This is a genomic window from Pseudomonas sp. GD04058 (assembly GCF_029836855.1).
Lineage (GTDB): Bacteria > Pseudomonadota > Gammaproteobacteria > Pseudomonadales > Pseudomonadaceae > Aquipseudomonas > Aquipseudomonas bharatica.
This window is the reverse complement of record NZ_JAOECN010000025.1, coordinates 1-12724: the sequence shown is the minus strand read 5'-3', so window position 1 is coordinate 12724 and position 12724 is coordinate 1. Positions and strand designations below refer to the sequence as shown.

The following is a 12724-nucleotide window of genomic DNA, read 5'->3' as shown; positions in this document are numbered from 1 at the left end:
GCGGCTGATTCGTACGCTCGAATCAGCCACGTCCGGCATCAGGCGTGGATCAGGACTGTTTTTCGTCCGCGGCTTTGTCGGTGGGGTTCTCGATCAGCTTCTTCAGTTCGTCGCTCATCGGGAACTGCAGGTTCAGGCCTTTTGGCGGCACTGGCTGCTGGAACCACTTGTCGTAGATCTTGTTGATCTCGCCGGACTTGTAGAGGGCGACGATGGCGTCATCCACGGCTTTCTTGAAGGCCGGGTCGTCCTTGCGCACCATGCAACCGTAGATCTCGTACGACTGTGGAGTACCGGTGATGACCCAGTCGCTCGGTTTCTTGGCCTTGGCCATTTCGCCGGCGAGCAGGGCGTCGTCCATCATGAAGGCCACGGCGCGGCCGCTTTCCAGCATGTTGAAGGCTTCGCCGTGGTCCTTGGCGGAGATCACGTTCATCTTCATCTGCTTGTCGGCGTTCATTGCCTTGAGCAGGCGCTCGGAGGTGGTGCCGGCGGTGGTCACCACGTTCTTGCCGGCCAGGTCCGGGAAGTCCTTGTAGGCGGGTTGACCGTCCTTGACCTTGGTCAGCAGGCGGGTGCCGACTTCGAAGATGCCGACCGAGAAGGCTACCTGCTGCTGGCGCTCGACGTTGTTGGTGGTGGAGCCGCATTCCAGGTCGACGGTGCCGTTCTGCACCAGCGGGATACGGGTCTGGGAGGTGACCAGGTTATAGCGGGCCTTGAGGTCTGGAGCGTTCAGCTCTTTCTTCAGGTGTTCGACCACCGCTACCTGGATGTCGTGGGAGTAGCCCACTGGCTCCGGCTTGCCGGCCAGGTAGGAGAACGGGATGGAGGAGTCGCGGTGGCCCAGGGTGATGGTGCCCGAGTCCTTGATCTTCTTCAGGGTGCCGGTCAGCTCTTCGGCCATGACCGGGGAAGAAATCACGGCGGCTGCGATTGCAGCGCCCAACAGATGACGAACGATACGCATCGAATTTTCCTCGAAGTGTGCTTGTTTTTCTTATGAGGCCGTTGGCCGGCCGTTCGTTCAGCGACCGCTGCGTTTGTACAACGGCGCATCCGGGTTGTGAGTGTAGAGCATGAGTCGTGCCAGGCCGTGATTTCGATCATCAAAGCCCGTCCTACAGGGGTAGCAGAGGTTTTTGACGGAGGTTTTACAGGCTGGAATGTACGGCGGGCCGAATAGTGCGGGGCAGGGCGTTCGGGAAACCGAACGGCTTATAAACATCTTGTTTCATGTGCCGATCTTTCGGGCCTCATCGCTGGCAAGCCAGCTCCCACAGAGTCGGCAGCGCCGCGGACCCTGTGGGAGCTGGCTTGCCAGCGATAGGGCCCTCAGCAGCACTGAAAAATCAGGCAGCTTGGTTCAATTCCCGGCGTTGCAGATAACCCGCCAGGTTCTGCTGCTCAGCCTCGGTCATGAACAGCCCCAGCTTGCTACGCCGCCACAGGATGTCCTCGGCCGAGACGGCCCACTCTTCCCGGCACAGATAATCCACTTCCCGCGCGAACAGCCCGCCACCCATGGCTTCACCGAGGTCTTCCGGCCCCTTGGCGCCATCCAGCAACTGCCAGGTGCGGCTGCCATAGGTCAGCGCCCAGCGCCGGGCCAGTGCCGCCGGCAGCCAGCCGAAGCGGGCGAGGATCTCGTCGCACAGCGCCTGCGGTGTGCTCATGCCTTCGCCCCCTGGCAGCGGTGCAGTGGCGGTCCAGCTTGCGGTCATCCGGGGGAACCACGGTGCCAGTTCTGCCATGGCCGATTCGGCCAGCTTGCGGTAGGTGGTCAGCTTGCCGCCGAACACCGACAACAGGGGCGCCTGGCCGTCCTGGGAGGACAGCGCCAGGGTGTAGTCGCGGGTCACCGCCGACGGGTTGTCCGATTCGTCGTTGCACAGCGGGCGTACGCCGGAATAGGTGTGGAGGATGTCGTCGCGGCTGAGGCGCTGCTTGAAGTGCTGGTTGACTACCTTGAGCAGGTAGCCGGTTTCCTCTTCGCTGATGTTCACCTGGGCCGGATCGCCGCTGTACTCGCGATCGGTGGTGCCGATCAGGGTGAAGCGCTCCAGGTAGGGAATGCAGAAGACGATGCGCTGGTCTTCGTTCTGCAGGATGTAGGCGTGCTCGCCCTCGTAGAATTTCGGCACGATCAAGTGGCTGCCCTGGATCAGGCGGATGCCATAGGGAGCGTCGAGTTGCAGGTCGTCCTTGATGAACTTCGCCACCCAAGGGCCGGCGGCATTCACCAGCGAACGGGCCTGGATGCTTTGCAGGCTGCCATCGGCGTGTTCGATCTGCACGTTCCACAGCTTGCCGTGGCGGCTGGCGCTGACGCAGCGGGTGCGGGTGAGGATATGCGCACCGCGCTCGCGGGCGGCCATGGCGTTGAGGGTCACCAGGCGGGCATCGTCCACGGCGCAGTCGGCGTATTCGAAACCGCGGGTGATCTCCGCCTTCAGCGGGTTTTCGGGGCCGAAGCGCAGGCTGCGCGAAGCGCCAAGCTTCTTGCGCTTGCCGAGGTTGTCGTAGAGGAACAGGCCGGCGCGGATCATCCAGGCCGGGCGCAGGTGCGGCCGGTGCGGCAGAACGAAGCGCATCGGCTTGACGATATGCGGCGCCTTGGCCAGCAGCACTTCGCGCTCGGCCAGTGCTTCGCGGACCAGGCGGAATTCGTAATGTTCGAGATAGCGCAAGCCACCATGGATCAGCTTGCTGCTGGCCGAGGAGGTGTGGCTGGCAAGGTCATCCTTTTCGCAAAGGAACACCGACAGGCCGCGTCCGGCCGCGTCGGCGGCGATGCCGACGCCATTAATGCCGCCACCGATGACGACGACATCATAGATTTCGGCAAGGGTGGGAGCATTGGACTGGGACACGGCACGGCCTCTCGAAAGTCGTTTGATATCTTTTCTGAATATTAATGTTCACATTCGAAAATGTTAGCCGAACAAAAAGCCCGCCACCAGTGGCTTTTCATAGAAAATACTGATCGGATGACAAACAAGTGAAAAATTTCGAACATTGACGCCGCCACCGGGTGCAGTGGCGGATCGAGGCGGGATCAGACGACTTCGAGGCGGATCTTGTGCTGGTTGAGCAATTGGGTGAGGGCACTGACCGGTGCCTGGTCGGTCACCAGGCAGTCGATCAGGCTGATCGGGCCCAGGCGTACCATGGCGTTGCGCCCGAACTTGCTGGAGTCGGCAGCGAGGATTACCTGGCGCGCGTTGGCGATGATCGCCTGGGATACGCGTACTTCCTGGTAATCGAAGTCCAGCAGGCTGCCGTCCTCGTCGATGCCGCTGATGCCGACCAGGGCGAAGTCCACCTTGAACTGATTGATGAAATCGACACTGGCCTGGCCGACCACGCCACCGTCGCGGCGCACGTTGCCGCCGGCCAGTTGCACCTCGAAATCGTCCTTGGCGCTGAGGATCGACGCTACATGCAGGTTGTTGGTGATGATCTTCAGGTGGCTGTGGTTGAGCAGCGCACGGGCGATGGATTCGGTAGTGGTGCCGATATTGATGAACAGCGAGGCATGGTCGGGAATCTGCCGCGCCACGGCTTCGGCGATGCGCTGCTTCTCGTCGCGCATCTGGTCGGCCCGCATGGCATAGGCGGTGTTCTCGATACTGGAGTCGTAGGCCGCGCCACCGTGATAACGGCGTAGCAGATTGACCTCCGCCAGCTGGTTGATATCGCGGCGGATGGTTTGCGGAGTGACGACGAACAACTGCGCCATTTCCTCGATGCTGACGTAGCCGCGTTCACGGACCAGTTCGAGAATTTGCTGTTGGCGTGGAGGCAGATTCATGGGCGTCCTTTGGGGCAGCCGAAAGATTCTGCAATGATGCCGGAGGAAGGTGCCGGGGACCAGCCTGAAGGCGGCCTCGGCGTGGCTTGCAGCGCAGTCGGAACTGCGCCGCAGTGCTGAAACGTTATTCCTCGTGCGGTTCCCAGTCACGGGTACGATCGACTGCCTTGAGCCAGCCGCTGTAGAGCTTTTCTTTCGCCGCTTCGTCCAGTTGCGGGGTGAACTCCCGCTCGATCAGCGCCTTGCCGCGCAACTCGTCCAGGCCGCTCCAGAAACCGCAGGCCAGGCCTGCCAGGTAGGCGGCGCCCAGGGCAGTGGTTTCGCGCATTTGCGGACGCTCGACGCAGGTGCCGAGAATGTCTGCCTGGAACTGCATCAGGAAGTTGTTGGCCACCGCGCCACCGTCCACGCGCAGGGCGCTGAGGCGCTGGCCGCAGTCTTGCTGCATGGCATCGAGAACGTCGCGGGTCTGGTAGGCGATGGATTCCAGGGCGGCGCGGATGATGTGATCGACCTTGACCCCGCGGGTCAGGCCGAACAGCGCGCCGCGCGCATACGGATCCCAGTAGGGCGCGCCAAGGCCGGTGAAGGCCGGCACCAGGTACACGCCGTTGCTGTCCTTGACCTTGCTGGCGAAGTACTCGGTGTCATGGGCGTCGTTGACGATCTTGAGTTCGTCGCGCAGCCATTGCACGGTGGAGCCGCCGTTGAACACTGCACCTTCCAGCGCGTAGGCCACTTCGCCGCGCGGGCCGCAGGCGATGGTGGTCAACAGGCCGTGGGACGACTGCACGGCCTTCTCGCCGGTGTTCATCAGCAGGAAGCAGCCAGTACCGTAGGTGTTCTTGGCCTGGCCGGGCTCCACGCACATCTGGCCGAACAGCGCGGCCTGCTGGTCACCGGCGATACCGGCGATGGCGATGTTGCTCTTGGTATAGCCGTAGATTTCCGAAGAGGGACGTACCGGCGGCAGCATCTGTTTCGGGATGCCCAGCACTTCGAGCATCCTTTCGTCCCATTGCAGGGTATGGATGTTGAACAGCATGGTCCGCGAGGCGTTGGTGTAGTCGGTGACATGCACCTTGCCGCCGGAGAATTTCCAGATCAGCCAGGTATCGACGGTACCAAACAGCAGCTCGCCGCGCTCGGCACGCTCGCGCACGCCCTCGACGTTGTCGAGGATCCACTTCAGCTTGGTTCCGGAGAAGTACGGGTCGGTGACCAGGCCGGTGGTTTCGCGGATGTAGTCCTGCAGGCCGTCGCGCTTGAGCTGCTCGCAGATCTCGGTGCTGCGCCGGCACTGCCAGACGATGGCGTTGTACACCGGGCGCCCGGTTTCCTTGTCCCAGACCACGGTGGTTTCGCGCTGGTTGGTGATACCGATGGCAGCCACCTGGTCATGGCTGATGCCGGCCTGGGCCAAGGCCTCGACCATGGTCGCACTCTGGGTGGCGAAGATTTCCATCGGATCGTGCTCGACCCAGCCGGCTTGCGGATAGTGCTGGGCGAACTCGCGCTGGGAGGTCCCGACGACGTTGGCGTCACGGTCGAAGATGATGGCCCGCGAACTGGTCGTGCCCTGGTCGAGGGCAATGATGTAGTTCTTGTTCTGAAGGTCGGTCATGTCGTTGGCCTTGCAGTGAATAGGGTTGGAGTCAGGGGTCGCTGATCAGGACGCCTGGGTCTTGCCTTGAGCGGTGTCGTCGCTCGCGGCGGTGGCCGCAGCGGGGCTCGGCAGGCTGCGGGAGAACACGCCGCGGTACAGCGCGGCGCCAAGACTGGCTCCCATGATCGGCGCGAAAACCGGAACGAGGAAGTAGGGAATCTCGCGACCGCCGGTAAAGGCGACTTCGCCCCAACCGGCGAGGAAGGTCATCAGCTTGGGCCCGAAATCACGAGCCGGGTTCATCGCGAAGCCGGTCAGCGGGCCCATGGCGCTACCGATCACGGCGATCAGCAAGCCGATCAGCAGCGGGGCCAGCGGGCCGCGGGGCAGGCCATTGTTGTCGTCGGTCAGGGCCATGATCACGGCCATGAGGATGGCGGTGATCACCACTTCGACGAGGAAGGCCTGGCCGGTGGACAGGGCCGGATGCGGGTAGGTGGAAAACACCGAGGCCAGCTCGAGGCTGGCCTGGCTGCCACGGACCATGGCATGGGTCTGTTCGTAATCGAAGAACAGGTTGCTGTAAAGCGCGTATACGAGCGCCGCACCGCAGAAGGCGCCGGCGACCTGAGCGAGGATATAGAAGGGCAGTTTGCCTTTTTCGAAACCGGCGAACAGGCACAGGGCGATGCTCACTGCCGGGTTCAGGTGCGCGCCGGAAATCCCGGCGGTCAGGTAGATCGCCATGCTTACGCCGATCCCCCAGATGATGCTGATTTCCCAGAGGCCGAAGCTGGCACCCGCGACCTTGAGCGCGGCCACGCAACCGGTGCCGAAGAAGATCAGCAGCGCGGTGCCGAAGAATTCCGCCAGGCATTGGCTGGATAACGTCGGTTGTTGTAGAGCAGTCGTCATTCGATACCTCGGTTCTTGTTGTTGTGAGGCGCAGTGAGCGCTCGACGGAAAGCCCGGCGGAAATCCCCATTTCCGGTCAGGCGGGGGGTGGACATGCACCTTATAAGGGCAGCTATATTCAGAAACGAAAAAATATAGACAAGAAACGCTGATGTCAAAGGTCGAAAGCGAACCATGATTCATAAACTGACTGGCGGCCCACATGTCGTCCGGGCCTTGTCCTACAAGCCGATGGTTGTATGTCGGGATTTGTCCTACAGTAGCCAGCGAATCGAAACCGAACATCGCTGTTGGAGCCTTGCATGACCCCTGCTCTCGATCTGTTGAAGAAGGTGCGCGCCGAACATCGCATTCACAGTTACGAACACGACCCCAAGGCCGCTTCCTACGGCCTCGAGGCGGCTGAAAAGCTGAATTTGAATCCGCAGCAGGTGTTCAAGACGCTGCTGGCGGCAACCGAGAAGGGCGAATTGCTGGTAGCGGTGGTACCGGTGGTGGGGACGCTGGACCTGAAGGCGCTGGCACAGGCTGCCGGGGCGAAGAAGTGCGAAATGGCGGATCCGGCGGCGGCGCAGCGTTCAACCGGCTACCTGGTTGGGGGAATCAGCCCACTGGGTCAGAAGAAACGTCTGAGGACTTTTATCGACAAATCCGCAGAGGATTTTCCGACCATCCACGTCAGTGCCGGGCGTCGGGGGTTGGAAGTGGAACTGGCGGCGGGGGTGCTGGCGGAGCATACCCAAGGGAAGTTTGCGGCGATCGGGAAAGAATAGAAGCGTGAGCGTTGTGCTATCCCTGTGGGAGCTGGCTTGCCAGCGATTTGGTTAGACCTGACAACATCATTGCTCAGGCCGGCCTCATCGCTGCGGTGCGGCGGTCCGACAAGCCAGCTCCCACAGGGACCGAGTCAGCTTGAACTGTACCGGCGAACGCCGTTCTCGCCGGCAGGCAGCCTGGCCTCGACACTGCCCGACGCCGCAAACAGCACCAGGTGATCCGCCGCCACCGAGATCCCCACCTCCTGGCTAATTTGATAGTCCAGATGACTCGGGAAAATCGCCTCCAGTTGCGTACCGGTAGCCAGTTGCAGCCGGTACAGGGTCGAAGCCCCCTGGAAACTCTTGCCGATGACCTGCGCGTTCAGCGCGCTCCCTGGGGCATGCACGATATCGTCAGGCCGCAGCAGCACATCCACCGCGCTACCCACCGGCAGGGTATAGGCGCGATTGCCACGCAGTTCACCCAGTTCGGTCTGTACGGTTTCCGGGCTGAGCAACTGGCCGCGGATGAAGTAACCCTGGCCGATGAAGCTGGCCACGAACGGCGTGGCCGGCTCGTGATAAAGGTTGTAGGGCGTATCCCATTGCTCCAGCCGGCCTTCCTTGAACACGCCGACATGGTCGCTGACGGCAAAGGCCTCCTCCTGGTCATGGGTGACCAGGATCGCGCTGGTGCCACGGCTCTTGAGGATGTCGCGAACTTCATGGCTGAGGCGCCGGCGCAGTTCGACGTCGAGGTTGGAGAAGGGTTCGTCGAGCAGCAGCAACTGCGGCTCTGGCGCCAGGGCGCGAGCCAGGGCGACCCGTTGCTGCTGGCCGCCGGACAGTTCATGGGGGTAGCGCCCGCCAAGGCCGCCGAGCTTGACCAGTTCCAGCATCTCCTTGACCACGTCCTGCTGGCGCGGATGCTTGCCGATGCCGAAGGCGACGTTCTGCGCCACGGTCAGGTGCGGAAACAGGGCGTAGTCCTGGAATACCATGCCGATCCGGCGCTTTTCCGGGGCCAGGGTGAACCCTGCCCTGGAAATTACCTCGCCTGCCAGGCTGATCTCGCCGTCATGCACCGGCTCGAAGCCAGCGATGGCGCGCAGGGTGGTGGTCTTGCCGCACCCCGAGGAGCCCAGCAGGCAACCGATGTCGCCGGCATTGAGGTGAAGGTTGAGGTTCTGGACGATGCGCGCCTCGCCATAGCCGCAGGCGAGGTTGCGCAGGTTGAGCAACAGAGGCTGACTCATGCGTGGTGATAGGCCGGTTCGACAAGGAATTCGAGAAGTGCCTTCTGGGCATGCAGGCGGTTTTCCGCTTGGTCCCAGGCAACGGCACGCGGATCGTCGAGTACGTCCATGCTGATCTCCTCGCCGCGGTGGGCGGGCAGGCAGTGCATGAACAGTACGTCGGCAGCGGCCAGGTCGAGCAGTTCGCGGGTTACCTGGTACGGCGCGAAATGCTCCAGGCGGCGGGCGGTTTCGTCTTCCTGGCCCATGGAGGTCCAGACGTCGGTGCTGACCAGGTGGGCGCCGCGCACGGCGTCTTTAGGATCGCGGACGATCTGCACGCGGTCACCGGCCTGGGCGACGAAGCGCGGATCCGGCTCGTAGCCTTCAGGGCAGGCGACGCGCAGTTGGAAGTCGAACTGGATGGCCGCTTCTATATAGCTGTTGCACATGTTGTTGCCGTCGCCGATCCAGGCCACGGTCTTGCCCTGGATCGAGCCGCGATGCTCGAGGAAGGTCTGCATGTCGGCCAGCAACTGGCACGGGTGCAGGTCGTCGGACAGGCCGTTGATCACCGGCACGCGGGAGTTGGCGGCGAATTCGGTCAAGGTGCTGTGGGCAAAGGTGCGGATCATCACGGCATCGAGCATGCGCGACATGACGATGGCGCAGTCGCCGATCGGCTCGCCGCGGCCCAGCTGGGTGTCGCGCGGGGAGAGGAAGATCGCCTGGCCACCAAGCTGGATCATGCCGGCCTCGAAGGACAGCCGGGTACGCGTCGAGGACTTCTCGAAGATCATGCCCAGCACGCGATTTTTCAGGGGCTCGAAGAGTACGCCGCGGTTACGCAGGTCTTTCAGCTCGATCCCTCGGCGGATCACACTGACCAGTTCATCGGCGGTGAAATCCATCAGGGAGAGAAAGTGCCTAGCGCTCATCATTGACTACCTTTTTGCAACAGACCGCAGATCAGCCAATACCGGTTTTCGGAAACACGGATGAGACCTGCGGCGTAAGCCGCACGGGGCGACGAAATAGGGGAAGGCGCAATACTATAATTAAATGTCGCGTCTTACCAAGTGGGGGCTGCCTCGACGGTCTTGGTCGAATACAACGCGTGCCGTCTGTCTGCTCCTTTTTCAAGAGCAAGGGAGCTTTTTACACTGCCCCGGAAGGACTTTGCAACGCAAGGACGGGGCTTTGTCGGCCTCCTGGGACCATCGTCCAGGCTGATGGCGGAGAATTCACCGGGCGAAGATCGCTGGCGGCGTGGTAGGACCGGGGCCATAGTCGGGGACGGCACTCCCCCCCGATCCAGAACAAGAGGCGGCCATGACCAAGACCGTGCACCACCGAGCCTGTCACCTGTGCGAGGCCATCTGCGGCCTGACCTTCGAACTCGACACCGACGACAGCGGCGCGCCGCGCATCGCCTCGATCAAGGGCGATCCCCAGGACAGTTTCAGCCGCGGGCACATCTGCCCCAAGGCGGTGGCCCTGCAGGATATCCAGAATGATCCCAACCGCCTGCGCGGCCCGGTCGTGCGGGTTGGCGAGCAATGGCTTCCAATTCCTTGGGACGAAGCCTTCGAGCTGGCTGCGCGCAAGCTTCACGAGATCCAGCAGCGCCACGGACAGAACGCCGTGGCGGTGTACCAGGGCAATCCCAGCGTGCACAACTATGGGCTGATGACCCACAGCAACTATTTTCTCGGCCTGCTGAAGACCCGCAACCGCTTTTCCGCGACCTCCGTCGACCAGTTGCCCCATCACCTGAGCAGCTACCTGATGTACGGCCACGGCCTGCTGCTGCCCATCCCGGATATCGACCACACCGACTTCATGCTGATCCTCGGCGGCAACCCGCTGGCGTCCAATGGCAGCATCATGACCGTGCCGGATGTCGAGAAACGCCTGAAGGCCTTGCAAGGGCGCGGCGGCAAGCTGGTGGTCGTCGACCCGCGGCGCAGCGAGACGGCGGCCATGGCCGACCAGCACCTGTTCGTTCGTCCGGGCGGTGATGCGGCGTTGCTTTGCGGGCTGCTCAATACGCTGTTCGAAGAGGGGCTTGCCCGTGCCAGTCATCTGCCGGTCAGTGGCCTGGATGAGGTGCGGGCGGCGTTGCAACCGTTCACCCCGGAAGTGATGAGCCTGCTGTGCGGTATCGATGCGAGCCTGATACGCCAGCTCGCGCGGGATTTCGCAGCGGCCGACAAGGCGGTCTGCTACGGACGCATGGGCGTGTCTACCCAGGCCTTCGGCACGCTGTGCCAATGGCTGGTGCAACTGATCAATCTGGTCAGTGGCAATCTCGACAGGGTCGGCGGCGCGCTGTGCACCGAGCCTGCGGTGGACCTGGTGGCATCCACTGGCGGCGGGCATTTCAATGTCTGGCAGAGCCGGGTATCCGGATTGCCGGAATATGGCGGCGAGTTGCCCGTTGCGGCGTTGGCCGAGGAAATGCTCACCGAAGGCGAGGGGCAGGTACGTGCCCTGGTCACGGTGGCCGGCAACCCGGTGCTGTCGACGCCCAATGGCCGACAACTGGAGCAGGCGCTGGACGGGCTGGAGTTCATGCTCAGCGTCGATCTCTATATCAACGAGACCACGCGTTATGCCGATCTCATCCTGCCCTCCACCTCGGCACTGGAAAACGATCACTACGACACCACCTTCAACCTGTTCGCGGTGCGCAACGTCACCCGCTTCAACCGGGCCATCCTGCCCAAGCCGCAAGGTGCGTTGCACGATTGGGAAATCTTCGTCGGCCTGGCCGAGGCGTTTGCGCGTATCGCCGGCAAGCCGCTGAAACCGACCATCCCCCCGGCGAACATCATCGACATGGGGCTGCGTGGCGGGCGTTATGGTGAAGGCTCGCCATACGACCTGTCGTTGAAAACCCTTGACCAGCATCCCCACGGCATCGATCTCGGGCCGTTGCAGCCAAACCTGGCGGCGCGGCTCAAGACCGAGAGCAAGACCATCGAAGCGGCGCCTGCTGCGCTGCTGGCCGACCTTCAGCGCTTCGCCGCACAACAGCCGCCAAGTGCTGCACAACTGCTGCTCATCGGACGTCGGCATGTGCGCAGCAACAACTCCTGGATGCACAACTTCCATCGTCTGGTCAAAGGCAAGCCGCGTCATCAATTGCTGATGCACCCTCAGGACCTCGCCGGACGTCAGTTGCAGGATGGTCAGCGTGTACGGGTAACCTCGCGGGTCGGCAGCATCGAGGTGGAGGTAATGGCCAGCAGCGACATGATGCCCGGGGTGGTCAGTCTTCCCCATGGTTTCGGTCATGCCCGTCCGGGAGTGCTGCTCGACATCGCCAGCACCCAGCTCGGTGCCAGTGCCAACGACCTGACGGATGATCGATTGATCGATGCGCTTTCGGGCAACGCGGTGCTCAACGGCGTGCCGGTGGAAGTGGTTGCCGCTTGATCGTCGGCAATGCCGAGCGTCGTGCACGGCTTTCCGATACAATGCGCCACCGTGCCGACAAACCAGGTCGGAAAGTCCAGCCGAGGTGCTTCATGGATATCATCGAAACAATCAAAGAGCAGATCGCTAACAACACCATTCTGCTGTACATGAAAGGCTCGCCGAATGCGCCGCAGTGCGGTTTCTCGGCAAAAGCGGCGCAAGCCGTGATGGGTTGCGGCGAGAAGTTCGCCTATGTCGACATCCTGCAGAACCCGGAAATCCGCGCCAACCTGCCGAAGTACGCCAACTGGCCGACCTTCCCGCAACTGTGGGTGGCGGGTGAACTGGTCGGCGGCAGTGACATCATGACCGAGATGTTCCAGAAGGGTGAGCTGCAGACCCTGATCAAGGACGCAGCCGCGAAGGCCAAGGCTTCCGAAGCCTGATTGCCTGGCAACATCAAAAAGCCCCGCGAATGCGGGGCTTTTCATTTCTGTGTTGCTCTTCAGGACCTCATCGCTGGCAAGCCAGCTCTCATCAAACAAATCCCAACCCATTGATTTTTAATCATAAAAATCAGGCCGCGACCAGCTGTAATCCCAGCTTCCGAGCTTTGCGTTGCAGGGCTCGGAGCTGGCGATCCTGGCTTCTGGCCTCGAATTCAGCCAGCCCTTGCTCTACATAAGCCTGCTTCTTGGTAAGCATCGAGTAGATCAAGCGCGCAAGCTGATGTGCCGTTGCCTTGATCGCACAGCTCGTGTCCATACGGGTCAGTCTCGCTCGGTGCGAAGCACCGATAAATCCTTTGTCGTTTCGTGCATTTGAGGCGGCTTGCTTCAAGGCCTGACCTGCGTGGTTGTGAATCTTCGGCCCAGAGCCTGATAAGGCTCTCCCGCCCGATATTCGTGTGGGCGGAGCAAGGCCGAGCCATGAACAAAACTGCTGTGATGTCGAGAAGCGGGAAAGATCAGCA

At 62.1% G+C, this 12724-nt stretch carries 11 protein-coding genes; 3 read left to right on the top strand and 8 right to left on the bottom strand.

The genetic code is table 11. The features are described 5' to 3' along the window. Positions 1–49: 49 nt before the first annotated feature. The 5 genes from N7650_RS19210 to N7650_RS19190 form a co-directional block, all read right to left on the bottom strand. Entirely contained in the window at positions 50–970 is a 921-nt protein-coding gene (locus N7650_RS19210) for a glutamate/aspartate ABC transporter substrate-binding protein (protein WP_009399777.1), read from the bottom strand. Positions 971–1352: 382 nt separating this feature from the next. Continuing rightward, positions 1353–2873: a glycerol-3-phosphate dehydrogenase gene (gene glpD / locus N7650_RS19205; RefSeq protein ID WP_279899606.1), complete on the bottom strand. Its 1521-nt coding sequence runs from the start codon at positions 2871–2873 to the stop codon at positions 1353–1355. Between the two features lie 185 nt (positions 2874–3058). Further along, a complete protein-coding gene (locus tag N7650_RS19200) occupies positions 3059–3814 on the bottom strand; it encodes a DeoR/GlpR family transcriptional regulator (RefSeq protein WP_009399774.1) in 756 nt (251 codons plus the stop codon). Positions 3815–3938: 124 nt separating this feature from the next. Continuing rightward, on the bottom strand, positions 3939–5438 hold the full coding sequence (glpK, locus tag N7650_RS19195; RefSeq protein ID WP_064303652.1) for a glycerol kinase GlpK: 1500 nt from the start codon (positions 5436–5438) through the stop codon (positions 3939–3941). A 45-nt stretch (positions 5439–5483) separates the two neighbouring features. Next, entirely contained in the window at positions 5484–6335 is an 852-nt protein-coding gene (locus tag N7650_RS19190; RefSeq protein ID WP_279899604.1) for an aquaporin, read from the bottom strand. A gap of 302 nt (positions 6336–6637) precedes the next feature. On the opposite strand from N7650_RS19190, the gene ybaK reads away from it, so the two are divergent. After that, positions 6638–7108 (top strand): Cys-tRNA(Pro) deacylase, encoded by a 471-nt coding sequence (gene ybaK / locus N7650_RS19185; RefSeq protein ID WP_009399764.1) that lies wholly within the window; start codon positions 6638–6640, stop codon positions 7106–7108. A gap of 134 nt (positions 7109–7242) precedes the next feature. Here ybaK and N7650_RS19180 read toward each other — a convergent pair whose 3' ends face one another. Then, positions 7243–8349: an ABC transporter ATP-binding protein gene (locus tag N7650_RS19180; RefSeq protein ID WP_009399757.1), complete on the bottom strand. Its 1107-nt coding sequence runs from the start codon at positions 8347–8349 to the stop codon at positions 7243–7245. Further along, entirely contained in the window at positions 8346–9266 is a 921-nt protein-coding gene (gene argF, locus N7650_RS19175; RefSeq protein ID WP_009399755.1) for an ornithine carbamoyltransferase, read from the bottom strand. Before argF ends, N7650_RS19180 begins: the two co-directional genes overlap by 4 nt. A gap of 394 nt (positions 9267–9660) precedes the next feature. Between argF and N7650_RS19170 the strand changes: the two genes are divergently transcribed. Next, complete coding sequence (locus N7650_RS19170) at positions 9661–11769, top strand: molybdopterin oxidoreductase family protein (protein WP_009399753.1); 2109 nt, start codon at positions 9661–9663, stop codon at positions 11767–11769. Between the two features lie 92 nt (positions 11770–11861). Continuing rightward, positions 11862–12197: a Grx4 family monothiol glutaredoxin gene (grxD, locus tag N7650_RS19165; protein WP_279899598.1), complete on the top strand. Its 336-nt coding sequence runs from the start codon at positions 11862–11864 to the stop codon at positions 12195–12197. A 130-nt stretch (positions 12198–12327) separates the two neighbouring features. On the opposite strand, the gene N7650_RS19160 is transcribed toward grxD, so the two are convergent. After that, the coding region (locus N7650_RS19160; protein WP_279899597.1) for a transposase at positions 12328–12724 on the bottom strand (397 nt) is incomplete at its 5' end.

What these genes read in the sequence shown, in the direction of transcription:
- N7650_RS19210 (WP_009399777.1), bottom strand. Translation starts at nt 970, where the DNA reads ATGCGTATCGTTCGTCATCTGTTGGGCGCTGCAATCGCAGCCGCCGTG.
- N7650_RS19200 (WP_009399774.1), bottom strand. Translation starts at nt 3,814, where the DNA reads ATGAATCTGCCTCCACGCCAACAGCAAATTCTCGAACTGGTCCGTGAA.
- glpK (WP_064303652.1), bottom strand. Translation starts at nt 5,438, where the DNA reads ATGACCGACCTTCAGAACAAGAACTACATCATTGCCCTCGACCAGGGC.
- N7650_RS19190 (WP_279899604.1), bottom strand. Translation starts at nt 6,335, where the DNA reads ATGACGACTGCTCTACAACAACCGACGTTATCCAGCCAATGCCTGGCG.
- ybaK (WP_009399764.1), top strand. Translation starts at nt 6,638, where the DNA reads ATGACCCCTGCTCTCGATCTGTTGAAGAAGGTGCGCGCCGAACATCGC.
- N7650_RS19180 (WP_009399757.1), bottom strand. Translation starts at nt 8,349, where the DNA reads ATGAGTCAGCCTCTGTTGCTCAACCTGCGCAACCTCGCCTGCGGCTAT.
- argF (WP_009399755.1), bottom strand. Translation starts at nt 9,266, where the DNA reads ATGAGCGCTAGGCACTTTCTCTCCCTGATGGATTTCACCGCCGATGAA.
- N7650_RS19170 (WP_009399753.1), top strand. Translation starts at nt 9,661, where the DNA reads ATGACCAAGACCGTGCACCACCGAGCCTGTCACCTGTGCGAGGCCATC.
- grxD (WP_279899598.1), top strand. Translation starts at nt 11,862, where the DNA reads ATGGATATCATCGAAACAATCAAAGAGCAGATCGCTAACAACACCATT.